The organism is Streptomyces sp. NPDC058650, assembly GCF_042717315.1.
Lineage (GTDB): Bacteria > Actinomycetota > Actinomycetes > Streptomycetales > Streptomycetaceae > Streptomyces.
In genome coordinates this window covers 746,483-770,473 of the sequence record NZ_JBHXRL010000001.1, presented here as the reverse complement: position 1 = coordinate 770,473, position 23,991 = coordinate 746,483, and the positions used below count along the sequence as shown (strand labels likewise).

Annotated in this window: 15 protein-coding genes and 1 riboswitch; of the genes, 7 read left to right on the top strand and 8 right to left on the bottom strand. The window is 73.9% G+C overall.

What is annotated here, in order from left to right; all coding sequences use genetic code 11:
• Positions 1-401 precede the first annotated feature (401 nt).
• A complete protein-coding gene (locus ACFWWU_RS03740; protein WP_384138355.1) occupies positions 402-968 on the bottom strand; it encodes a MarR family winged helix-turn-helix transcriptional regulator in 567 nt (188 codons plus the stop codon).
• A 154-nt stretch (positions 969-1,122) separates the two neighbouring features.
• Here ACFWWU_RS03740 and ACFWWU_RS03735 point away from each other — a divergent pair, with 154 nt between their 5' ends.
• Positions 1,123-2,397: an MFS transporter gene (locus ACFWWU_RS03735; RefSeq protein WP_384138353.1), complete on the top strand. Its 1,275-nt coding sequence runs from the start codon at positions 1,123-1,125 to the stop codon at positions 2,395-2,397.
• Here the strand turns inward: ACFWWU_RS03735 and ACFWWU_RS03730 are convergent.
• Together ACFWWU_RS03730 and ACFWWU_RS03725 are read right to left on the bottom strand one after the other, a co-directional pair.
• Positions 2,394-4,040 (bottom strand): SpoIIE family protein phosphatase, encoded by a 1,647-nt coding sequence (locus ACFWWU_RS03730; protein ID WP_384138351.1) that lies wholly within the window; start codon positions 4,038-4,040, stop codon positions 2,394-2,396. The two genes, ACFWWU_RS03735 and ACFWWU_RS03730, sit on opposite strands and share 4 nt — an antisense overlap.
• Before the next feature lie 106 nt (positions 4,041-4,146).
• Positions 4,147-5,511, bottom strand: a complete 1,365-nt coding sequence (locus ACFWWU_RS03725) for an NAD(P)/FAD-dependent oxidoreductase (protein ID WP_384138349.1) — start codon at positions 5,509-5,511, stop codon at positions 4,147-4,149.
• Positions 5,512-5,864: 353 nt separating this feature from the next.
• On the opposite strand from ACFWWU_RS03725, the gene ACFWWU_RS03720 reads away from it, so the two are divergent.
• Positions 5,865-6,632, top strand: coding sequence for a TetR/AcrR family transcriptional regulator (locus ACFWWU_RS03720; RefSeq protein WP_384138347.1), 768 nt, complete (start codon positions 5,865-5,867; stop codon positions 6,630-6,632).
• Between the two features lie 202 nt (positions 6,633-6,834).
• Complete coding sequence (locus ACFWWU_RS03715) at positions 6,835-8,946, top strand: sigma-70 family RNA polymerase sigma factor (RefSeq protein ID WP_384138345.1); 2,112 nt, start codon at positions 6,835-6,837, stop codon at positions 8,944-8,946.
• On the opposite strand, the gene ACFWWU_RS03710 is transcribed toward ACFWWU_RS03715, so the two are convergent.
• The 3 genes from ACFWWU_RS03710 to ACFWWU_RS03700 form a co-directional block, all read right to left on the bottom strand.
• Complete coding sequence (locus ACFWWU_RS03710) at positions 8,933-12,277, bottom strand: BTAD domain-containing putative transcriptional regulator (protein ID WP_384138343.1); 3,345 nt, start codon at positions 12,275-12,277, stop codon at positions 8,933-8,935. The genes ACFWWU_RS03715 and ACFWWU_RS03710 overlap by 14 nt on opposite strands.
• Before the next feature lie 72 nt (positions 12,278-12,349).
• A complete protein-coding gene (locus ACFWWU_RS03705; protein ID WP_384138453.1) occupies positions 12,350-12,940 on the bottom strand; it encodes a Uma2 family endonuclease in 591 nt (196 codons plus the stop codon).
• Between the two features lie 127 nt (positions 12,941-13,067).
• The gene (locus tag ACFWWU_RS03700) at positions 13,068-15,353 is read right to left on the bottom strand and encodes an asparagine synthase-related protein (protein ID WP_384138341.1); all 2,286 of its coding nucleotides are present in this window, start codon (positions 15,351-15,353) and stop codon (positions 13,068-13,070) included.
• A 540-nt stretch (positions 15,354-15,893) separates the two neighbouring features.
• On the opposite strand from ACFWWU_RS03700, the gene ACFWWU_RS03695 reads away from it, so the two are divergent.
• From ACFWWU_RS03695 to ACFWWU_RS03680, 4 genes are all read left to right on the top strand, one after another.
• Positions 15,894-17,351, top strand: coding sequence for an MFS transporter (locus ACFWWU_RS03695; protein WP_384138339.1), 1,458 nt, complete (start codon positions 15,894-15,896; stop codon positions 17,349-17,351).
• 187 nt (positions 17,352-17,538) lie between these two features.
• On the top strand, positions 17,539-18,723 hold the full coding sequence (gene lhgO / locus ACFWWU_RS03690) for an L-2-hydroxyglutarate oxidase (RefSeq protein ID WP_384138337.1): 1,185 nt from the start codon (positions 17,539-17,541) through the stop codon (positions 18,721-18,723).
• A 522-nt stretch (positions 18,724-19,245) separates the two neighbouring features.
• Complete coding sequence (gene trmB / locus ACFWWU_RS03685) at positions 19,246-20,040, top strand: tRNA (guanosine(46)-N7)-methyltransferase TrmB (protein WP_329622157.1); 795 nt, start codon at positions 19,246-19,248, stop codon at positions 20,038-20,040.
• Between the two features lie 56 nt (positions 20,041-20,096).
• Positions 20,097-21,476: a PrsW family intramembrane metalloprotease gene (locus tag ACFWWU_RS03680; RefSeq protein WP_384138335.1), complete on the top strand. Its 1,380-nt coding sequence runs from the start codon at positions 20,097-20,099 to the stop codon at positions 21,474-21,476.
• Here ACFWWU_RS03680 and ACFWWU_RS03675 read toward each other — a convergent pair.
• Positions 21,473-22,423 (bottom strand): aldo/keto reductase, encoded by a 951-nt coding sequence (locus ACFWWU_RS03675; RefSeq protein WP_384138333.1) that lies wholly within the window; start codon positions 22,421-22,423, stop codon positions 21,473-21,475. The two genes, ACFWWU_RS03680 and ACFWWU_RS03675, sit on opposite strands and share 4 nt — an antisense overlap.
• Before the next feature lie 84 nt (positions 22,424-22,507).
• Positions 22,508-23,710 (bottom strand): M23 family metallopeptidase, encoded by a 1,203-nt coding sequence (locus ACFWWU_RS03670; RefSeq protein WP_384138332.1) that lies wholly within the window; start codon positions 23,708-23,710, stop codon positions 22,508-22,510.
• A gap of 11 nt (positions 23,711-23,721) precedes the next feature.
• Positions 23,722-23,868, bottom strand: a riboswitch (cyclic di-AMP (ydaO/yuaA leader).
• Between the last annotated feature and the right edge of the window lie 123 nt (positions 23,869-23,991).

The following is a 23,991-nucleotide window of genomic DNA, read 5'->3' as shown; positions in this document are numbered from 1 at the left end:
CGTGTTCTTGCGTTTCCGACTCTATCAGATCTTTCCGATCCGATTTCCTCGGTGCTTTCCGGTCCCTTTTGCTTTCGCTCCGGGCCCTTCCGGCGGTTCCGACTCTATCAGATCCTTTCGGCGCCTGATCCCCAGTCAGCGGGGTTTGTCTTTCCGGCTGTTGGGCCGTTCCGACGTCTCAAACTCTAGCGGATTTCCCCGTCGACTCATAATCGAGTCTTTCGAATTGAATTTCGGCATGCCGAAATTCATCCCGGTGGGGAGTTCGTGCTGAGTAGAGGTGCCGCATCAGCGGCGGGAGTGGCTGTCGAAGAACCGTTCCGGCTCCGTGACAGCTCGGAGAACATTACGCATCCGGCCGGGGTGTGTCAACCCCCGGCCGGTGGCCGCGCGTGGTGGTGTCAGTCCAGGTCCGTCAGGCGGCCGCCGGCGTCCGGCTGGGTGAGCTCCACGCGGCGCAGGAGGCGGATGAGGACCTCGCCGAGGACCCCCTTCTCGTCTGGCGTGAGGTCCTGGAGGAGGTCCTCCTCGAAGTCCGTGGCCATGTGCATGGCCTCCAGCCACTTCGAGCGGCCCTCGTCCGTGAGCTCGACGATCACGCGGACGCGGTTGTTCTCGTCGCGGTCGCGGGTGACCAGGCCCTCGCCCGCCATGCGGTCGATGCGGTGGGTCATCGCCGCCGGGGTGAGGCCCAGTCGCTTGGCCAGCTCGCCCGGGCCCAGACGGTAGGGCTCTCCGGCGAGGACCAGCGTCTTGAGGACCTCCCACTCGGCGTTGCTGATGCCGAGGTCGGCGAGCTGGCGGCCGTACGCCACGTTCATCCGGCGGTTCAGCCGGCCGAGGGCGGAGACGACCTTCTCCACCTGGGGGTCGAGGTCGCGGTACTCGCGCTGGTAGGCGGCGATCTGCTCGTCGAGGGTCGGTTCCTGGGGGGCCTGCGGGCCGGACCGCTCGGGGTTGTCGGACATGCGGGGAGTATCCCACGGGTCTCGTTGGCGTTGAAGTCCTTCGGCGTGTACTGTTAAGGGTCTAACTTTAGTGTTGAAGTCTTCAGGGTTCAGGGCTACACCTCTGAACCTGCGACCGAAGTGGGTGAGTGTGACCAAGGCGAGGGGCGCTGCGATGCGCCGTATTCAGGCAGGCAGCGCGCTGAGCGCGTTCGGACTCGGCTTCACCGTGCCGTACCTCTATGTGTACGTCGCTCAGGTGCGGGATCTGGGCGCGGCGACCGCGGGCATCGTTCTCGCCGTCTTCGCCATGGCGGCGCTCGTGGTGCTGCCCTTCAGCGGGCGGACCATCGATCGGCGCGGGCCGGTGCCCGTGCTGCTCGTGGCGTCGGTCGTGGCCGCCGTGGGTGCGGTCGCCATGGGCTTCGCGTCCAGCGTGCCGGCGGCCGTGGCCGCCGCGGCGCTGCTCGGTGCCGGTACGGCCGTGCTCCAGCCGGCGCTTGCCACGATGATCGTCTGGTGCTCGACGCCGGTGGGCCGGACCCGGGCCTTCGCCACGCAGTTCTTCCTGCAGAACCTCGGCCTCGGTGTCGGTGGTCTGATCGGCGGCCTGCTCGTCGACACGAGCCGGCCGGGCAGTTTCATCCTGCTGTTCTCGATCGAGGCGGCGATGTTCCTGGTGCTCGCCGCGGTCGTGGGGACCGTCCGGATGCCGGGCTCCCCCGCGTTCCGGGGTACCCGTCCCTCCGAGGGCGGCAAGGGTGGCGGCGTCCGCGCGCTGCTCGGGCACAAGGCGATGGTGCAGCTGTGCGTCCTCGGCTTCGTCCTCTTCTTCGCCTGCTACGGACAGTTCGAGTCGGGTCTCGCCGCCTACGGCACGGAGGCCGCCGGGATCGAGCCGTCGACGCTCGGGATCGCGCTGGCCGCCAACACGGCGGTCATCGTCGCGGCCCAGTTCCTGGTGCTGAAGTTCGTCGAGCGCCGCAAGCGGACCCGGGTGATCGCGGCCGTCGGTCTGATCTGGACCGTGGCGTGGCTCATCGCCGGGTACGCGGGGCTCGGGCACGGCAGCCAGGCCATGGCGACCGCGGCGTTCGTCTCGACGTACGCGCTCTTCGGGCTCGGTGAGGCGATGCTGTCGCCGACCGTGGCGCCGCTGGTGGCCGATCTGGCGCCGGAGTCGATGGTCGGGCAGTACAACTCGGCCTTCGCCCTGGTCAAGCAGCTCGCGCTGGCCGTCGGTCCGGCCGTCGGCGGACCCATGGGGGCCGCGCTGCACGGTCCGTACATCGTGACCTTCGTGCTCTTCTCGCTCGGCATCACGTTCCTCGCGGTCCGGCTCGGCCGGCAGCTGACGCCCGAGCAGAACCAGCCGTCGCTCGCCGCCGCCAAGCCGTCGAAGGTGATCGCGCGGCACCAGCCGGAGAAGAAGGTGGAGGCCGCCGCCTAGCCGGGCTTGTTCGGCAGGGCGAACTCGCACCACACCGCTTTGCCGCCGCCCGGTGTGCGGCGGCTCCCCCAGGACGAGGCGATCGTCGCGATGATCGAGATACCGCGACCCGCCTCGTCCTCCGTTTCCGCCCTGCGGCGGCGGGGGAGGTGGTCGTCCCCGTCCGTGACCTCGATGATCAGCCGGCGGTCCGTGCGACGGAGGCGGAGCCGCATGGGCGGGCTGCCGTGCTGGAGGGAGTTCGCCACGAGCTCGCTGGTGGCGAGGACGCCCAGGTCGCGCAGCTCGACCGGGAAGCGCCAGGACGACAGGACGCCGGTGGCGAAGGCACGCGCGCGGGGCGCGGCCTCCACTCCGCCGAGGAGCTCCAGGGCGGCGTTGTGGAAGAGCTCGGCGTCCGAGCCCTGGCGGGAGGGGTGCTGGACGACGAGGACGGCCACGTCGTCGTCGTGCTCGGCGGTGACTCCCAGGGCGCGGAGCAGCCGGTCGCAGACCACCTGCGGTGTGCCGTCGGCGCCGGAGAGGGCGCGGGCGAGGGCCGCGACGCCCTCGTCGATGTCCTCGCGGCGGCGCTCGACGAGGCCGTCGGTGTAGAGGACGGCGGTGGAGCCGGGCGGCAGGGCGATGGAGCCCGAGGTGTGCAGCCAGCCGCCGGTGCCGAGGGGCGGGCCTGTGGGGTCTTCGGCGCGGCGCACGGTGCCGTCCTCGTCCCGTACGAGGATCGGGAGGTGGCCGGCCGACGCGTACACCAGCTTGCCCTCGCTGGGGTCGTGGATCGCGTAGACGCAGGTGGCGATCTGGCTGGCGTCGATCTCGGCGGCGAGGCCGTCGAGGAGCTGGAGCACCTCGTGCGGGGGCAGGTCCAGGCGGGCGTAGGCCCGGACGGCGGTGCGGAGCTGGCCCATGACGGCGGCGGCGCGCACGCCGCGGCCCATCACGTCGCCGATGACGAGCGCGGTGCGGCCCGCTCCGAGGGTGATCACGTCGTACCAGTCGCCGCCGACCGCCGCGTCCGTGCCGCCGGGCTGGTAGGTGGCGGCGATCCGCAGGTCGTCGGGCTGCTCCAGCTCCTGCGGGAGCAGGGAGCGCTGGAGGGTGACGGCGGTCTCGCGGTGGCGGCGCTCGCTGGCGCGGAGGCGCTCGGCGGCCTCGGCGTGGTCGGTGACGTCGGCGGCGTGGACGAGGACTCCGCCCTCGATGTGGGGGCTGTCGACGGGCAGGCACGTGACCGTGTACGAGCCGCCGTCCTGGGTCCGGCGGGACTTGACCGTGCGGGGCTTGCCGCTGCGCAGGACCTGGTCCATGAGGGGCAGCAAACCGAGGTCCTCGGCCTCGGGGCAGGTGTCGGTGACGGTGGCGCCCGCGGGGCGGGGGCCGAAGGCGGCGGCGTAGGCGTCGTTGACGTACGCGATGCGGTGCTCCGGGCCGTACACGAGGGCGACCAGGCCGGGGAGACGGCCGAGGAGCTCCCGTACGGAGAAGTCCTCCAGGGCGGGGATGTCGGTTGCCTGGTCGGATGCGTCGGCGACGTGCTCCAGCTGCTGCCCGTACTCACCGCGGGCGGCGGGCACGGAGCCTTCGGTCCCCCGCGCCGCTCGGCGCTGCGTGCCGGGGAGCCGGGCGCTCCAACGGGTGAAGTTCACGGATCTGTATGCCTCGTGGTGTCGGTGCCGTGCAGAGTCACGCTGTGCAGGTGTGAGCCCACCTATGGTCACACGTCCAGTGTGGACGAGTGCACTGACAGTGATGTCAGGACGACGGCTTGTCGCCGTGGTCGGGTGGCGGTGCGGCGGCGAGTTCGAATTCGGCGCGCGGGTGTTCCAGCGAGCCGAGAGAGACGATTTCCCGCTTGAACAGGCCGGAAAGGGTCCATTCGGCGAGGACGCGGGCCTTGCGGTTGAAGGTGGGGACCCGGCTGAGGTGGTAGGCGCGGTGCATGAACCAGGCCGGGTAGCCCTTGAGTTTACGTCCGTAGACGTGGGCCACTCCCCTGTGGAGGCCGAGGGAGGCGACGGACCCCGCGTACGCGTGCGCGTACTCCGTGAGCGGTCGGCCGCTCAGGGAGGCGGCGACGTTCTCGGCGAGGACCTTGGCCTGGCGGACGGCGTGCTGGGCGTTGGGGGCGCATTCCTTGCCGGGTTCTCCGGAGGTGACGTCGGGGACGGCGGCCGCGTCGCCCGCCGCCCAGGCGTGCTCGACGCCTTCGACGGCGAGGTGGGCGGTGCAGCGGAGCCGGCCGCGTCCGTTCAGGGGCAGGTCGGAGGCCGCGAGGACGGGGGCGGGCTTGACGCCGGCGGTCCAGACGACGGTGCGGGTGGGCAGGCGGGTGCCGTCGCTGAGGACGGCGACCCGGTCCTCGCAGGATTCGAGGCGGGTCTCCAGGCGGACGTCGATGTTGCGGCCGCGGAGCTCGCGTATGGCGTACTTGCCCATCTCCTCGCCCACCTCGGGGAGGATCCGGTCCGAGGCTTCGACGAGGACCCATTTCAGGTCCTCGGGCTTGACGTTGTGGTAGTACCGCGTGGTGTAGCGGGCCATGTCCTCCAGCTCGCCGAGGGCCTCGACGCCCGCGTAGCCGCCGCCGACGAAGACGAAGGTGAGGGCGGCGTCGCGGAGCGCGGGGTCACGGGTGGAGGAGGCGATGTCCATCTGCTCGATGACGTGATTGCGCAGGCCGATGGCCTCCTCGACGGTCTTGAAGCCGATGCCGTGGTCGGCGAGGCCGGGGACCGGGAGGGTGCGGGAGACGGAGCCGGGGGCGAGGACCAGCTCGTCGTAGGCGAGCTCGATGCCGCCGGTGCCCTCCTCCTCGGTGGCGAGGGTGGAGAGGGCCGCGGTCCGCTTGGCGTGGTCGATCGAGCCGACCTCGCCGATGAGGATCCGGCAGCGGTCGAGGACCCGGCGGAGGGGGACGACGACGTGGCGCGGGGAGATGGAGCCGGCCGCTGCCTCGGGCAGGAACGGCTGGTACGTCATGTAGGGATCGGGAGTGACCACCACGATCTCGACGGTGCCGGCTCTGAGCTCGGCCCTGAGCTGCCGCTGGAGGCGCAGCGCGGTGTACATGCCGACGTAGCCACCGCCGACCACGAGAATGCGCGCAGGTTCGGTCACTGTCCCATGACGCAACGCCGTCCGTTGTTTGTCCACAGGCCTGACAAATTGTGTGACCGGAGGGGTACGGAGGCGCGGGGTGGCGCGTGCGCGGGGTGCGGGGTGAACGGTGCAGGTCACAGCGGGCGGGACGGGTGGGTCGCGGGGTCGGAATCGGGAGTCTTCCGGGCCTTGCTCCGATCGGGGGGCGCACCGTACGGAACTCCCCCTTCTGAATTGACCCGGACTCAACTATGTTCGTACTTCATCGGGGTGTCGGACGGGAGCGCGTGGACCGAAGCGCTCACGGACCGGAAGCCCCGTGCCAGGGCGGGGAGTCTCCGGGGGGAGACATCATGAGCGGGGGAACGCTTATGCATATTCAGGATTCACGGTGGCAGTCGGTCGTCGGGACGGCGACCGCCGACGACGGCCAGGGCGCCGGGGCGGTGTCCCCGATGGCGGGCGGCAGGTCCGCTCCGCTGCGGGTGGACGCCCAGCGCAATCTGGAGCACGTGCTGCGGGCCGCGCGCGAGGTCTTCGGCGAGCTCGGTTACGGGGCGCCGATGGAGGACGTGGCGCGCCGCGCCCGGGTCGGCGTCGGCACCGTCTACCGGCGCTTCCCCAGCAAGGACGTGCTGGTGCGGCGGATAGCCGAGGAGGAGACCTCCCGGCTGACCGAGCAGGCGCGGGCCGCGCTGGGCCAGGAGGACGAGCCGTGGTCGGCGCTCTCCCGGTTCCTGCGGACCTCGGTGGCCTCGGGTGCGGGGCGGCTGCTGCCGCCGCAGGTCCTGCGGGTGGGTGTCGACGACCCCTCGGGGCCGGTCGGCGCGGACGCCGCGGAGGACGCTGCCCGGGTGCCGCACCAGCGGGGTGTCGCCGATCCCGACGCGCGGGTGATCGCGCCGCGCGCGGTGCCGGCCGAGGAGCGGGACGACGCGGGGTCGGCGGAGCTGCTCGACGTCGTCGGTCGGCTCGTCGACCGGGCGCGTGAGGCGGGCGAGCTGCGGGCCGACGTGACCGTGGCCGACGTGCTGCTCGTCATCGCCACCGCGGCTCCGGCCCTGCCGGACGCGGCGCAGCAGGCGGCCGCCTCGACGCGGCTCCTCGACATCCTGCTCGAGGGGCTGCGCTCCCGGTAGCGCCGGGCGCCCTTGTGGTGCGGGGTGTTTGCTGTGCTCCGGGCGGACCAACGCGCATCGCACGAACGTGTGAGCGGTTACGCCCGGATACGGGAAGTCGCCCCGGACGAGTGGTAAGTGGACGCGTCGCTTCGGCGTGCCCGCGCTCTGTGGCAGTCTTGGCCGGTGTTCGGGTCTGGGCGTGCGTACGGGGGCTTCCGCGATGAGCGGTGACGGTCGGGACGATCCGCTGGACAGCGGCGGCGGCGCGGAGACCGGTGGTCCGCCTCCCCGCCAGGTGCCGAGCCAGGGTGGCCCGGGAAGCGTCTCCGATGCGCCCCTGAGCGGGCCGCCGATCGGGGCGGGGACCGTCGAGGCGAGCGTTCCACAGCAGCGCGAGGGCAAGGCGGGAGCCGGGCCGGGTGCCGCTTCCGGTGCCGGGGCCGGGGGCGTCGCGGGGGTGACCGCCGCCGAGGCGGACCAGGTCGGAGACGAGTCCGCCGACGAGCCGGGCGGGGTCCTTCCGCCGCCCCTCGAACTGCCGCCCTCCGACGCCGAACTCGTCCAGCTCATGCGGGACGGCGACGGCTCCGCGTACGAGGAGCTGTTCCGGCGCCACTCCGAGGCCGTCCGGCGGTACGCGCGCACCTGCTGCCGCGACGCGCACACCGCCGACGACCTCACCGCCGAGGTCTTCGCCCGCACCCTCCAGGCGGTGCGCGGCGGGGCCGGGCCCGAACAGGCCGTGCGCGCCTACCTCATGACCACCGTCCGGCGGGTCGCGGCGAACTGGGCCAGGACGCAGAAGCGCGAGCACCTCGTCGAGGACTTCGCCCTCTTCGCGGCGGAGGCCTCCCGCTCCTCCGAGGTCTCCGACCACGACACGATGGACCTCGGCGCCGACGTACGGGCCATGCACGAGGCCGAGCAGTCGCTCGCCATGCAGGCCTTCCGCTCGCTGCCCGAGCGCTGGCAGGCCGTGCTGTGGCACACCACCGTCGAGGAGGAGTCGCCGAGCGAGGTCGCCCCGCTCTTCGGACTGACCGCCAACGCCACGGCCGTCCTCGCCAGCCGGGCCCGCGAGGGCCTCAAGCAGGCCTACCTCCAGGCCCATGTCAGCCAGGCCCTCACCTCGGGCGGCGACTGCGCCCGGTACGCGGACCGGCTCGGCGCCTACGCGCGCGGCGGTCTGCGGATGCGGGCCGAGCGCGGGCTGCGCAAGCACCTGGAGGAGTGCGCCAAGTGCCGGCTCGCCGCCGGTGAGCTGGCCCATGTCAACGCCGGGATCCCCGCGCTGCTGCCGGTCGCCGTCATCGGCTGGTTCGCCGCCGGGTACTCCCTCAAGGCCGCCGGTGTCGTCGCGGGCGGTGCCGTCGGTGCCGCAGGCGCGGGAGCCGCCGCCGCGGCCTCCGGCGCGTCCGGCGGAGCTTCCGGAGGCTCCGCCTCGGGCGGTGCCGCCGCCGAGGGGCTCGGCATGCCCGCGAAGGCCGGCATCGCGGCCGGTCTGGCCGTCGCCGCGGCCGCCGGGCTCGTCTGGGCCATGGCCGGGGATCCGCAGCCCGTCGCCGCGCCCAAGCCCACGCGGCCGGTCGTCACCCCCGTCGTACCACCGGAGCCCGCTCCCCCGGCGAAGCCGACGCCCGCGCCCGTACCGCCGCCTCCGCCCGTACCGTCCGATCCGCCGAAGCCCACTCCGACCCCGACTCCGGCGCCGACGCCCACGCCGACCCCGACGCCAAGCCCGGCGAAGCCCTCCCCGAAGCCGAGCCCCACGCCGAGCCCCACGCCGACTCCGACGCCGAGTCCCAAGCCGACTCCGACGCCCACCCCAACGCCGACGCCGACGCCCAGCCCCGAGAAGACGTCTCCGAAGCCGCCTCCGCCCGCGCCGCCCGTCGTCTACCAGGTCAACGAGCTGGAGTACGGGATCTTCGGCGACGGCACCAAGCCCGAGGTGTCCCTCTCCGACAGCAGCTGGATGTGGCCGCGGAACAGCCCTTCGATCGGCGGCACCCCGTACGCCCACGGGGTGAGCGTGCACGCGCCGTCCTCGCTGCTCGTCAACCTCAACCGGCAGTGCACGACCTACGACGCGATCGTCGGCATCGACGACATCAGCGCCCTCCTCGGCCAGGGGGCCGGCGTCCGCTTCTCCGTCTACGGGGACGACGCGCGGCTCTGGCGCTCCGACGTGGTCCGGGCGGGCGACCCGCCGCTCCCGGTGCACGTCGACATCACGGGCCGCTCCACGATCCGGCTCGTGGTGGAGGAGCACACGCCCTTCGGCCGGGCCGCGGTCGCCGACTGGGCGCAGTCCCGGATCAGCTGCTCCTGACCCGCTCCGGTCCCTCCGGCGGCGCCGTACCGGTGTAGGCGGCGGCGAGTGCCAGGACGTCGTCGGGGCCGAGGCCCGTGCCGGCTGCGCGGGCGGCGGCGAGGCGGGAGGCGCCGAGGGCTGCGAGCGCCCGCGCCGTCACCTCCTCGGCCTCCCGCAGCTCGGGGACCGAGCGGGGCAGCTCGTGGCGCCAGGAGTCGACGGCGGCCAGGACCGTCACCGCGAGGGCCGGTTCGTCCGCCTCGGCCAGGGTGACCGCGAGCCCCTCGCCGAGCGCCGCCACGATGAGGTCCGCGCACTGGGCGTCCCGCGCGGCGCGCAGCGCGTCGGCGGCGGAGGCCGTGGCGGCGGCGCCCGCGCCCTCGTACGCCTCGACGCGGGCGGCGAGTCCGGCCAGCACGGCCGCGAAGTGCGGTGGCGCGGGGCCGGTGTCGACCAGGCTGCCCGCCGTCTCCAGCCGGGCACGGGCCGCCTCGACGTCGCCGAGGTGGAAGGCGATGGCGGCACCCAGGAAGCACACGAACATCTCGGTGTCCCGCACGTGGTGGCGCTCGGCCTCCCGTGACGCCTCTTCGAGTCCCTTCACGGCGGCCTCCATGTCACCGGCGCGGTAGGCGAGTTCGGCGAGCCGGGCGACGAGGAACGGGGTCTCGGCATGGGCGCCGACCTCGCGGGCCAGGCCGAGGGCCTCCTCGTACGCCTCGCCGGCCTCCTCGTAGCGGCCGCGCATCATGTTCGCCTCGGCCGCGGCGCTCGCGATCTGAGCGCCCATCCAGCGGTCGCCGACCCGCCGGGAGAGGACGCGGAGTTCGGCCAGGTCCTCGTCGACCCCGGAGACGCCGCCGGACATGCCGCCCGGCAGGTCGACGACCAGGTGCGTACGGAACATCAGACTGACGCCGACCTCCCAGTCGCCGCCGTGGCGGCGGCAGTTGGCGACGGAGGAGTCCAGCAGGGCGCGGATCCGCGCCGGTTCCTCGGTGAGGTACGCGGTGAACGGCCAGAGCATGCCCGGGAAGCGGGCGCCCTCGGGGCCCGGCTCGGCGCCGAACGCGGCGCGCACCCGGCCGACCAGGGCGAGGGTGTCGGGGTCGTCGCGGTAGTGGGCGGCCGTGTGGCTCTCGACGGCGAGGAAGAAGTGGAGCATGCGCAGGTGCATGCGCGGCCAGTACCGGGGGTCGGCCGGGTCGTCGGGGTCCTCGCCGAGGGCGAGCGCGCGCTCGACCCACGTCAGGCCCTCGGGGCGGTAGTTGCGCAACCACCAGAACCAGCCCATGGCGAAGACCAGACGGTGGGCGGCGGCCTCGTCGGGGACGGTGAGGAGGACCCGGTGGAGCGCGGCGCGGATGTTGTCGAGGTCCCGCTCGATCCGGTCGATCCAGGGGAGCTGCTCCCCGGACCGCAGCTTCGGCTCGGCCTCCTCGGCGAGGGCCGTGAAGTGGGCGGTGTGGGCGGCGCCGGTGGCGGCGAGGAGGGCGGGGGTCTCGGCGGCGCGCTCGGCGGCGTACTCGTGGATGGTCTCCAGGAGGCGGTAGCGCATCTCGCCCTCGTCGGTGGGCGCGGCCACGACCAACGACTTGTCGACGAGCGCGCCGAGGGTGTCGGCCGCCCCGGGGGCCAGCGCCTCGGCGGCGGCGAGGTCCCAGCCGCCCGCGAAGACGGAGACCTGGCGGAGCAGGGTGCGCTCGGCGGGTTCGAGCAGGTCCCAGGACCAGTCGACGACCGCGCGGAGGGTCTGCTGGCGGGGCAGGACCGTGCGGGAGCCGGAGGTGAGGAGACGGAACCGGTCGTCGAGGCGGTCGGCGATCTGGCGCGGGGTGAGCAGCCGGAGGCGGGCGGCGGCCAGTTCGATGGCGAGCGGCAGGCCGTCGAGGCGGCGGCAGATCTCGTCGACCGAGCCGGCGTCGGCGGCCGGGTCGAAGGTGGGGCGTACGGCGCGGGCGCGCTCGGCGAAGAGCCGGTGGGCCGGGGCGGGCGGGAGGGGCTCGACGGGGCGGACCGATTCGCCGGGGACGCCGAGGGGTTCGCGGCTGGTGGCGAGGATGCGGAGCCCCGGACAGTGGGTGAGGAGGGTCTCGGCGAGGGCGGCGGCCGCGCCGATCACGTGCTCGCAGTTGTCGAGGACGAGGAGCAGGGAACGGCGGGCGAGGTGCTCCACGAGGTGGGCGGTCGGATCGTCCTGGAGGGGCAGGCCGTCGCGGCTGATCAGGTTGATCTCGCGGAGGCGGAGCGCGGAGAGCACGGCGCCGGGGAGCGCCTCGGGGTCGTCGAGCGGGGCGAGTTCGGCGACCCAGGCGGCGGGGCCGACGGAGCGCAGGGCGGCCACCTCGGCGAGCCGGGTCTTGCCAGAGCCGCCGGGCCCGGTGAGGGTCACGAGGCGGGAGCGGGTCAGATCGCCCTGGAGGGCGGCGATCTCGGGCTCACGGCCGACGAAGGAGGTGAGGCGGGGGCGGATGTTGCCGGGGGTGGGGTCGTCGGCGGGGTGGGCGGCGTGGCGTCGCTCTGCATCGGGCTGGGGCTGGGGCCCGGGCTGAGGCTGGGGCTGGGGCTGGGGCCCGGGCTGGGGTTGGGGTTGGGGCTGGGGTCCGGGCCTGGACTCGGGCTGCGGCTCGGGGACGTACGCGAGGAGTTCGTGGTGGAGGGCGGTGAGTTCGGGGCCCGGGTCGGCGCCGAGGGCGTCCGCGAGGGTGCGGCGGGCCGACTCGTACGCGGCGAGGGCGTCGGCGTGCCGGCCCTCGGCCCGCAGGGCGCGGATGAGGTGGGCGTGGAAGGCCTCGTCGTACGGGTACGTGGTGGTGAGCTCGGTCAGCTCCGGTACGAGTCCGTCGGTGGCGCCCCGGCGCAGATCGGCCTCGACGCGACGGCGCAGGGCCGCGAGCCGCTGGGCCTTGGGCCGGACGCCCGCCGGGGCGGGGAGGTCGGCGAGGGCCGGGCCCCGGAAGAGGGCCAGGGCTTCCCGGAGGAGGGTGGCGGCGGTGTCGGGGTCGCCGCTGTCGAGGCGGGCGCCCGCGTCCCTGACGCGGCGCTCGAAGACGTACAGGTCGATGTCGTCGGGACCGGCGACGAGCCGGTAGCCGGGGCCGGGCGTCGAGACGACGGCCTCCGCGCCGAGGACCCGGCGGAGGCGGCCGACGAGGGCCTGCAGGGCGGCGGGCGCGTCCTGCGGCGGGTCGTCCCCGTACACGTCGTCGGCGAGCTCGGCGGTCGAGGCGGCCCGTCCGCCGCGCAGCGCGAGCGCGGCGAGGAGCGCGCGCAGGCGGGCGCCGCCGAGGGGGAGGGGGGTGCCGCGGGGGTCGAGGGCCTCGGTGGTGCCGAGGATGAGATACCGCACCGGCTCATTGTGTCCGGTGGGCTCGGGGCGCGCCTCGGGGTTTACCCGGGTGGGCCCCTCAGAGCACGGTGGTCAGAACTGCGAGGTGTCCAGGGCGAAGCCGAGCGGGAAGGGCAGTGGGACGACTGTCCCCAGCTTGTGGATGGACTTGTGGCCGAAGTCGTCCCCTGAGGGCTCGGAGCACACGACGGCCTCGCCTGCCTCGCGGTCGATCATGAGGTAGACGGGGATTCCGGCCCGGGCATAGGCCCGGATCTTCTGGACGCGGTCGCGGCTCGCCGTGGAGTAGGAGGTCACCTCGGCGACGAGGAGGACGGCGTCGGGGCCGTGCCATTCCTGCTGGTCGTCGAAGCTGCCCTTCGGAGCGATGACGAGGTCCGGAATGACACGGACCGTTTCGACGGATCCGAGCAGCCTGAGACCGATGCCCGTGTAGCGCCCGACGCCCTTGTCGTGGTCTCGGACCTGACCGCTCAGCTCCGAGACGATCTCCTCGTGCTCGCCGTTGGCCGGAGGTACCACGCAGATCTCCCCTTCGATCAGCTCCACACGCCAGCCCTTAGGGGCCAGCGCACTGAACAGCTCGAAGGCCTCCGGAACACTCATGCCCTCGCGGTCGGGGATGCCCTCGGAGAACGCGTCTTCAGGAACCGGCAGCGGCATCGCCATGCTGGACCTCCTTCGCTCGGTGCGAGGCTCTCAGCTTAGGACGGGTACCGCGGCGGGGACTGGAACACGTTCACTCAAGCGAGCGTGCTGTGACGTTTCACCAGGGAGCCGTCGCCCGGCTTCACGCCGGCAGTGACCTCGATGCCGGGATCAGTGGGCCCTGGACCGCTCGGTGGGCGCGGGGTTCTGTCGTGTTCGTCCAGCAGGAGCCTCGGCGGGCGAGGAGGCGGTGGAGCCAGAGTTCGGTGGAGACCAGGTCGGCGAGGCCGTCCAGGGGGATGGGGGCGCCGTCGGCCGCCGCGCACAGCGCCTCGCGGACGACGCGGGCCTCGATCAGGCCCGCGTCCGCGAGGAGCGGGGCGTCGAAGAGCGCCAGGAGGTGGGGGAGCGCGGCGCGCAGGCCCGCGCGCGTGGCTGCGGCCGGGACCGCCGGGTGGGGTGCGCCCCAGCCCGGCGGGAGGTCGTGGACGCCGGCGCCCGTGAGGACCGTCCGCAGGATGCTTGCTCGGGCGTCCGGCTGGACCCGGAGTGATTCGGGGAGCGCGCGGCAGGCCCGTACCACCTGGTTGTCGAGGAACGGGGCGTGGAGGCGCTGGCCGCGGATCTCGGCCGCCTGCTCCAGGACCCGGTGGTCGGCCGCCGCCCGGGCGAGGGCGGCACGCGCGCGTGCCTCGCCCGGGCGCTGTACGGAGGCGGGAAGCGTCGCCGCACGGTTCAGGCGAACCGATACTTCAGCCAGCGCCTCCCCCGTCATCCAGCGCGCCGCGGGCCCCGGCCTCGACCAGGTGAGCGCGGAGAGCGAGGCCTCCAGGGGGCCGAAGCCGTCCGGGGCCGCGCGGTTCGCCTCCTGGACCCGTCGCGCCGCCGCCTCCAGGCCCGTCCGGTACGGGGTACGGGCCAGCTTCCGCGCCGCCCTGTACACGGTCAGCGGCACCAGGAGCGCGCCCGCCGACGCGCCCGACGCCTTGGCGAGCGCCGCCACCGGGCGCACCAGGGAGCGGCGCCTGCGGTCCATCAGGAGGTCGGCGAGGCGCGCCGGGTGCGCGTCCAGGACCTGCTTGGCGCCCATGCCCGTGAAGTGGTCGGCGCTGCCGCCCGCGAGGCGCCTGCGGTGGCGTTCCGCCGTGACCAGCGCCGGACCCGGCTCGTCGGTGAGCGGCCCGTCCAGGACGGCGTACGGGAGCGCCTCCTCGCCCGCCGCGACGACCACGTGGTGCAGGCGCGGGTCGGCCGCGAGCTCCCCGGCCCGTTTCAGTTCGTCCTCGCGGTCCGAACCGGCCCGGGTCGCCAGGTCGTTGAAGGTGACCGCGAGCAGGCGCTCCCCCGCGCCCGAACCGTGGCCGAGGATCGTGCCCGGCCGGCCCGGCAGCCCCGCCGCGAGGAGCGCGATCGTGCCGGAGGCGCTGCCGCCGGACAGGTCGGCGCCGATGCCGGCCGCCGGGCCGCCGCCCCGGGCCGCGCGCCGGTCGGCCGGCCCCATCCCGGGGACCGGGCCCGGGTCGGGCAGCGGGGCCTCGGGCGCGTGCCGGGGCGCGGTGAGCCGGGCCCTGACGGCCTCGACCAGGGCGTCCCGTACCCCTTCGACGGCCTGCCGGGCGTCGGTCTCGGCCGCCGCGACCGCGAGCGAGGCCACCGTCTCGTACCCGGCGATCTCCCGCGATCCCTCCCGCAGGATCAGCGCGTGGCCGGGCGGAACCCGCCGCACGCCCTCGTACGGGGTGGAGTCGCGGAGCGCCTCCGGGGTCTCGGGGCAGGCGAGCAGGGCGCCGAGGTGGCCGATGTCGAGCTGGGCCTCGACGAGGTCGGCGAGCGGCAGGGCGGCGGTCGCGAAGGCGGTGCCGCCGGCCCACGGGGTGTGGAACACCGGCCGGGCGCCCGCGAGATCACCGGTGACGGTGACGCGGCGGCCGGCCTTGACGACGGCGGTGTAGCTGCCCGGCCACGCCGTCAGATGCCGCAGTGCGCCCCCGCGCGCCGTGAGCAGGCCGACCCGTAGCTCCTCGTCGGTGGCGGAGCAGCAGCCGAGCACGGCGAGGCGGGTGTGGTCGTCGACGGCCACCACCCGCACCTCGTCGGGGCGCCAGTCGCCGACCGCCCACAGGGGGTCGGGGTCGCCCCAGAGGAGCTGCGCGCCCACCGGTTGCACCGTGCGCCCCTCGGACGCCGTCGCGCCGGAGCCGGCGTAGCCGGTGGCGCCGGAGGTCGCGTAGCCGGGTGTGCCGGAGCTCGCGTAGCCGGTCGCGCCGGCGTCGTAGCCCGTCGTGGAGTCGTAGCCCCTCGTGGAGTCGTAGCCGCCGTTCACCGCTCCCGCCCGCGCCCCCGCGGTCGTTGCGAAGCTCGCGGCGACACTGCTCCAGCCCACCAGCCATCGCATCGGCGCCTCCACGTCCGTTCCGGTGGAGGCCATGCTGCCACGACAACGGCGCACGGGGCGGAGTCCGGGCGCACGCGTACGAAAGCCGAATGCGCCCCTGGCATGGGCCAGTTGGGAACCGGTGTCATTCGGCCAAATATCGACCCTCCCCTGCGGGTCCCGAAGGCGTCCGGGCGTCTGCCCGGCGCACCCCCGGCCCTCATGCGTCACCGGCAGCCCGGGAGGCGCTCCCGCCTCCCGGCGCCGTCCGCCGCCCGCGGGGAGCAGAGCGGCGGTGTCCCCCAGCCCACTGGTCCGGGACACCGTTCCCGGCCGAGCGGGCCGACCCACGCACCGACCATGGAAGCGCTCCCCCCGCCGACCGTACGAGAGCGCACGGCCGGGCGCACGGCCACACGGCGGGAGCACGGGGCGGGCCTGTGGCCCTCGGTGCCGACCGTTCACACAACAATCCCGCCATCCGGAACACCGCCCCTTAACGGTAGGGATGCGGCGAACTACGCTGTGTTTACGAATGCCGCACGCCTATGCCCGGCGTCGTGGCGGCCGTCTGTGGTGTCGAGGGGTGGCGTCATGTCCAGGGAGCAACGCGGGCCGAACGAAAAGCTCGGCACGGTTCTCGCCCTCGCGGGAATCAGCAACGCCGGGCTGGCCCGGCGCGTCAACGACCTCGGTTCACAACGGGGTCTGACGCTTCGTTACGACAAGACCTCGGTCGCCCGGTGGGTGTCGAAGGGCATGGTGCCGCAGGGCGCCGCCCCGCACCTGATCGCCGCCGCGATCGGCCAGAAGCTCGGCCGGCCCGTGCCGCTGCACGAGATCGGGCTCGCGGACGCCGACCCGGCGCCCGAGGTGGGGCTCGCCTTCCCGCGCGACGTGGGCGAGGCGGTCCGCTCGGCCACCGACCTGTACCGGCTGGATCTCGCCGGACGTCGGGCCGGCGGTGGCGGCATCTGGCAGTCGCTGGCCGGCTCCTTCGCCGTGAGCGCGTACGCGACGCCCGCGTCCCGCTGGCTGATAACCCCCGCCGACCCGTCGGTGGAGCGCGAGGCGCCCCGCTCCGGCCCCGGCGGGGAGGGCACGGGCTCCGCCGCCACGGCCGCCGCGGAGCACGCGCGCGTGGGCCACAGCGACGTCGCCAAGCTCCGCGAGGCCGCCGAGGACGCGCGGCGCTGGGACTCCAAGTACGGCGGCGGGGACTGGCGCTCGTCGATGGTGCCCGAGTGCTTACGCGTGGACGCGGCACCGCTGCTGCTCGGCTCGTACTCGGACGAGGTCGGCCGCGCCCTCTTCGGGGCGACCGCCGAGCTCACGCGCCTGGCCGGCTGGATGGCCTTCGACACCGGCCAGCAGGAGGCCGCCCAGCGCTACTACATCCAGGCCCTGCGGCTCGCCCGCGCCGCCGCCGACGTGCCCCTCGGCGGGTACGTCCTCGCTTCCATGTCCCTCCAGGCCACCTACCGGGGCTTCGCCGACGAGGGCGTCGACCTCGCTCAGGCCGCGCTCGAACGGAACCGGGGGCTCGCCACCGCCCGCACCATGTCCTTCTTCCGGCTCGTCGAGGCCCGCGCGCACGCCAAGGCCGGCGACGGGCCGGCCGCCGCGGCCGCGCTGAAGGCCGCCGAGGGGTGGCTGGAGCGGTCCCGGGCGGGCGACGCCGACCCCACCTGGCTGGGCTTCTACTCGTACGACCGGTTCTGCGCCGACGCCGCCGAGTGCTACCGGGACCTGAAGGCGCCCCGCGAGGTGCGCCGCTTCACCGAGCAGGCGCTCTCCCGGCCGACCGAGGATTTCGTCCGCTCGCACGGGCTGCGGCTCGTCGTCTCCGCCGTCGCCGAGCTGGAGTCGGGCAATCTGGACGCGGCCTGCGCGGCGGGCACGCGCGCGGTGGAGGTGGCGGGGCGGATCTCCTCGGCGCGGACGACCGAGTACGTACGGGATCTGCTGCACCGGCTCGAACCGTACGGGGACGAGCCGCGCGTCATGGAGCTGCGGGAGCGGGCCCGGCCGCTGCTGGTCGCGCCGGTGTGACGCCCGGCCCCGGCCCGGGGCCCATCCGGCCCTGATCCGCCGGACAGGCCCCGATCGGCCGGAGAGGCCCTGATCCGCCGGACCGGCTCCGATCCACGTGACCTGCGTCTCGTGAGCTCTCGCGAGGTTTCGCGGGATTGTCAGTGGGCCAGTGCACTATCGGGGTGGGAGGTGACAGGTGGCGCCGGTGTTTGACTGTGACGTGCTGGTGATCGGCGGCGGGATCGTCGGTCTGTCGACGGCGTACGCCCTGACGCGCGCCGCCCCCGGCACGCGGGTCACGGTCCTGGAGAAGGAGCACGCCCCCGCGCGGCACCAGACCGGCCGCAACAGCGGGGTGATCCACAGCGGGATCTACTACCGGCCCGGCTCGCTCAAGGCGCGGTTCGCGGTCGAGGGCGCGGCCGAGATGGTCAAGTTCTGCGCGGAGTGGGGCATTCCGTACGAGGTGACGGGGAAGCTCGTCGTCGCCACCTCGCGCGACGAGCTGCCCCGGCTGCACGCGCTCGTGCAGCGCGGCAGGGAGAACGGCATCCCGGTGCGGGAGCTCGGCCCGGCGCAGATCAGCGAGTACGAACCGCGGGTGCGGGGGCTGGCCGCGATCCACGTCGGCACGACCGGCATCTGCGACTACACGGCCGTCGCCGGGCGGCTCGCGGAGGCCTCGGGAGCGCGGATCCTGTACGGGGCCGAGGTCACCGTCATCGACCGGCGACCGTGGGGCGTCGCCGTGCGGACGGCGGACGGGCGGATCGTGCAGGCGCGGGTCCTGGTGAACTGCGCCGGGCTGCACTGCGACCGGATCGCGCGGCTCGCGGGCGACGATCCGGGGATGCGGATCGTCCCCTTCCGTGGGGAGTACTACGAGCTGGCGGACCCCTCGCTCGTGCGGGGTCTGGTCTATCCGGTGCCGGATCCGGCGTTCCCGTTCCTCGGGGTGCATCTGACCCGGGGCATCGACGGCGGCGTCCACATCGGGCCGAACGCGGTGCCGGCGCTCGCCCGGGAGGGATACGGCTGGTCCGTCGTCCGCCCGCGCGAGCTGGCCGCCACGCTGGCCTGGCCCGGGTCGTGGGCGATAGCCCGCGACCACTGGCGGTACGGGGCGGGTGAGCTGCGGCGCTCGCTGTCGAAGCGGGCCTTCACGGAGGCGGTACGGCGACTGCTGCCGGTGGTGGAGGAGTCCGACCTGCGGCGCGCGGCGCCGGGGGTGCGGGCGCAGGCGGTGCTGCGGGACGGGACGCTGGTCGACGACTTCCTGATCCGGGAGGCGGCGCGGACGGTCCACGTGCTGAACGCGCCCTCGCCGGCGGCGACGGCGTCGCTGCCGATCGGGCGGGAGGTGGCTCGGCGGGCGCTGGCGCGGTTGTAGCTCCGCGGGTGGTGGACGGGGCGGGGGGTTGCGGCCCGACCTCTGTCGTAGCCCCCACCCCGCCCCTTCCCGAAACCCTGCCGGGGGCTGGTGGGGAGGGAGGGGGAGTTTTTCTTCCCGGGGGCTCCGCCCCCGGCCCCCCGAGGCGGCAGCTCCGCGCCGCCGACACCCGGACCGGCACCTCGTCGTCAGCGGCACCGCGCACCCGGCACCTCGTCGTCAGCGGCACCGCGCACCCGGCGCCCCGTCGTCAGCGGCACCCCGGACTCGGCACCCCACCGTCAGCGGCACCCCGGACTCGGCACCCCACCGTCAGCGGCACCGCGCACTCGGCACCTCGTCGTCCGCGGCACCCCGGACCCGGCAGCCCGCTCAGCGGCACCCCGGACTCGGCACCCCACCGTCAGCGGCAGCCCGGACCCGGCGCCTCGTCGTCCGTGTGGTCCGCTTCCGGGCCCCGCGTCCCGGGCGGGCCTCCGCGCCGCCCTCACCATCAGTGCCGCGATCGTAGAATCGGACATTGTGTCCGAGCAGCCAGAGAACAGCCCGCAGTCCGCCGCCGACCCCGTCCAGCCCGTCGCGCGGCGGGGCAGTCGGATGTTCGCCCCCGGTGAGGGGCCCCTCCCCGATCCCGCCGGGGCTCATCACGAGCGCCGGATCCGGAGCTTCCAGCCGCGCCGCAGCCGCGTCACCTACGGGCAGGCCGAGGCCATGCTCAAGCGGTGGCCCGACTGGGGCCTCGACATCGACGGCAAGCGGGTCCTCGATCTCGGCGAGATGTTCGACGGGCTTCCGGTCGTCCTGGAGATCGGCTTCGGCATGGGCGAGGCGACCGCACAGATGGCCGCCGCCGACCCCGGCACCGGCATCCTCGCCGTGGACGTCCACACCCCCGGCCAGGGCAACCTCCTCGGCCTCGCCGACCGGAACGGCCTGACCAACGTCCGGGTGGCCAACGGCGACGCGATCATCCTGCTCCGCGAGATGATCGAGAAGGACGCCCTCGACGGCTGCCGCGTCTACTTCCCGGACCCGTGGCCCAAGGCCCGCCACCACAAGCGGCGCCTGATCCAGCCCGAGTTCCTCAGCCTGCTCGCGACCCGGCTCAAGCCCGGCGGCGTGCTGCACTGCGCCACCGACTGGGAGTCGTACGCCGAGCAGATGCTGGAGGTCCTCTCCGCGCACCCGGACTTCGAGAACACCCGCGCCGACGGCGGCTTCTCGCCCCGCCCGGACTTCCGGCCCGTCACCCGCTTCGAGGGCCAGGGCCTGGACAAGGGACACGTCGTGCACGATCTCCTCTTCCGGAGGAAGTGACACGGAGTACGTAACTCCTTCGCCCGGTGTCGGTGGGGATCGTTAGGGTCGCTCACGTGTCGAACCCCGTCCCCGCCGAAGCCGAAGCCGCCGCCGAAGCCGAAGCAGCCGCAGCAGCAGCCGAGGCGCATCGCGCGACCGCTCCCGTCCCGCACCGGGACACCGACGAGCCGGCCTTCCCGGCCGCCGCCGACCGGTCCCAGTGGCGCTACCGGCCCCGCCGCGCCTTCTGGCGCAACCGGCTGGTCCGGGCCATCGCCGTGATCACCGTGCTCGCGACCTGCGCCCTGTTCATCCTGGCGCTGGTCCGCGAGCAGACCGGCACCCAGGGCTTCCTCGTCGGCCTGGGCCTCGCCGTGTTCCCCGTACCGCTGCTCATGGCCACGTTCCGCTGGCTCGACCGGGTCGAGCCCGGCCCCTGGAAGAACCTGCTCTTCGCCTTCGCGTGGGGCGCCTTCGCCGCCGCGCTCGTCGCGATCCTGGCGAACTCCTTCGCGATCCGCTGGATCGCGACGGCCACCGCCGACCCGGACTCGGCGGACACCCTCGGCGCCACGGTGATCGCGCCGGTCGTGGAGGAGACCGCGAAGGCCGCCGCGATCCTGCTGCTCTTCCTCTTCCGCCGACGGCACTTCGGCGGACTCGTCGACGGGGTCGTCGCCGCCGGTTTCACCGCGACCGGCTTCGCCTTCACCGAGAACATCCTCTACCTCGGCAACGCCTTCGGGGAGGACCAGGAGTTCGGCTCCTCCGGCATCGGCTCGGTGACCGCCGGGACCTTCTTCGTACGCGTCGTGATGTCGCCGTTCGCGCATCCGCTCTTCACCGTGCTCACCGGCCTCGGCTTCGGCTTCGCCGCGCTCGCGCCGCGCAGGAAGCGGATCCGGCGGGTACTGCTGCCGATCACCGGACTGCTGCTCGCCATGGGCATGCACGCCGCCTGGAACGGCGCCGCCACCTTCGGCGGCCCCCTGGCCTTCTACGTGGTGTACGGCTGCTTCATGGTCCCCGCCTTCGGCCTGCTGACCTGGCTCGCCGTGTGGAGCCGGCAGCGCGAGCTGCGCACGATATCCGGGACGCTCCCGGCGTACGCGGCGGCCGGCTGGCTCTCCCCCGACGAGCCGCTCGCCCTCTCCTCGATGCGCGCCCGCCAGATGGCCCGCGCCTTCGCCGCCCGGACGTACGGCGCGCAGGCGGCGCGGGCCGTCGGCGAGTACGAGTCCTTCGCGACGACCCTCGCGTTCCTCCGGGACCGGGCCCGGCGCGGCACGGCCGGGCCCGATTTCCCGGCGCGGGAGCAGGAGCTCCTGCACCACCTCTGGCAGCGCCGGGCGGTCGCCTCCCCCTCGCTCACGTACGCGGCGCGGGCGAGCGGCCGGGTGTGGGCGCCGCCGCAGTACCTGGACTACAGCGGCTACAACCCGTACCGCAGTTAGGCAGTGGCCGAGGCCTCCGTGAGGAGCGTCAGGTCGGCCTCCGTGAGGGTGAGCTCCGCGGACGCGACCAGGGCCGGGAGCTGCTCGACCGTACGGGCCGAGGCGATCGGCGCGGCGACGGTCGGCCGGGAGGCGAGCCAGGCGAGGGCGACGGTGGCGAGCTCGGCCTCGTGCGCCTCGGCGACCGCGTCGAGCGCGGAGAGCACGGCCCGGCCCCGCTCGGTGTCCAGGTGTTCGCCGGCCCCGGAGGCGCGGACGCTGTCGACGGTGGCGCCGGGGCGGTACTTGCCGGTGAGGAAGCCGGAGGCGAGCCCGAAGTACGGGACGGCGGCGAGCCCGGCGCCCTCGACGGTCTCCAGGAGCGGGCCCTCGTAGGTGTCGCGCGAGACCAGGTTGTAGTGCGGCTGGAGCGCGACGTACCGGGCGAGGCCCTCGGCCTCCGCGAAGTCGAGGGAGGCGCGCAGCCGCTCCGGGGAGATGTTGGAGGCGGCGACGGCCCGCACCTTGCCGTCCTTGACGAGCTGGTCGAGGGCGGTGACGATCTCCTCGACCGGGACCGACTCGTCGTCGAAGTGCGTGTAGTAGAGATCGATGTGGTCGGTGCCGAGGCGACGCAGCGATTCCTCCACGCCCGCCTTGATGGTGGTGGCGGAGAGCCCCTTGAGGCGGGGGTGGGCGCCGACCTTGGTGGCGACGACGATGTCGTCGCGGTTGCCGCGGGAGGCGAGCCAGCGGCCGATGACGGTCTCGGACTCGCCGCCCTCGTTGCCCTCGGCCCAGGCGGAGTACGCGTCCGCGGTGTCGACGAAGTTCCCGCCGGCGGCGGCGTAGGCGTCGAGGACGGCGAAGGACTGTGCCTCGTCGGCGGTCCAGCCGAAGACGTTGCCGCCCAGGGCGAGCGGGAAGACGTGCAGATCGGAGGAGCCCAGCGTGCGGAGAGAAGTCATGGGTTGATCAACCCTCCGCACCGCCGGGCCTATTCCGGGCAAGGCCCGGGAGTGTCGGACGTCAAGGCGTCGGACCCCGGAGCGTCAGATGGACAGGCCCTTGGAGCGGAGCCAGGCCGCCGGGTCGATGCCGTCGCCGCCGGAGGTGTGGACCTCCATGTGGAGGTGGGCGCCGGTGACGTTGCCGGTGGCGCCGACGCGGCCGATCGTCTCGCCGGTGGTCACGGTCTGACCCGCGCCGACCGTCATGGAGGAGAGGTGCGCGTACCAGACCTCGGTGCCGTCCTCCAGCTCCAGGACGACCCGGTAGCCGTAGGAGCCGGACCAGCCCGCCGACGTGACCGTGCCGCTGTGGACGGCCTTGAGCGGGGTGCCCGTGGGGGCGGCGAAGTCGAGACCGGTGTGGTAGCCGGAGGACCACATCGAGCCGGACTGCATGTAGGTGGCGCTGAGGGAGTACGAGGAGAGGGGCATCGAGTAGCTGGCGGCGAGCTGGGCGAGGCGCTCGGCCTCGGCCTCCGCGGCCTTCCGCTCGGCCTCCGCCTTGGCTTCCGCCTCCGCCTTGGCCTTGGCTTCCGCTTCGGCCTTGGCCTTCGCCTCGGCGGCCGCCTTCTCCGCCGCATCGGCCTTGGCCTCGGCCTCGGCCGCCGCCTTCTCGGCCGCGGCCTTCTCGGCGGCGAGCTTCTCGGCCGCGTCGGCGGAGGCCTGCTGCTGCTCGGCCTGCTGGAGGATGCGGGCGCGCAGGATCTCGCCCGCGTCGGCCACCCGGGCGGTCGGGGCCGTCTCGGCGGTCCCGGTCTGCGTGGTGTAACCGGCCTGGGTGGTCCGGGCGGTCGCGGCGGTGCCGTTCGTCTTCTCGCCGGCCGGGGTGACGTACGTGGCGGCGGTGAGCGGGTTCGGGTTGCCGCCGGTCGCCTCGATGGTGTCCCGGATGCGCTGGTCGGCGTCGTCCGCGTCGTCGGTGAACAGCGCGCCGACGCCGGGGAGGTCCTCGGCCGCCGGGAGGTTCAGGTCGGGGAGGTCCGGGAGCGATATCGCGACCGGCGGCTTCTCCTGCGCGGTGGCGAGCCCGCCCGCACCGACGGCCGCGATGACGCCGACGCCGAGGACGGTGGAGGAACGGGCGAAGTTGGAACGCTGCTTGACGACCCGGTGCCGGCCGCCGGAGCGGCTCTCGGCGCGGAGGGATCCCTCGGTGGGGTTCCACTCGGTGTCCGGAGCGGCAGGACCCGCACCACCACCGAAGGCATCGAAGGGTGCTTCGGGTGCGGGAGTGTTGGACGCCACGAAGGCGCGCTCCTTTCCTTCCTTCTCGCCTACCGGGTTAGCTGACGGGTTCGGAGCAGGAAGGTCTCCTACGGGCGCGGTCGCACGGGTGCGAAGGGCCCGATTCACCCCAAGTAGTGGTTCCCCGGTTCCTTTTCAGGATTCGGCGCGTGCGCACGGTGCCGTCTCTTGCGACGGTTGTGACGACCGCGCTGCGTTATCGAACGTTAATAGACAGGGGGGTCCGATTCCAAGCCGTTCCCGGTGATCATTCATTGAATTGGTGGGGAATCGCCCGAGTT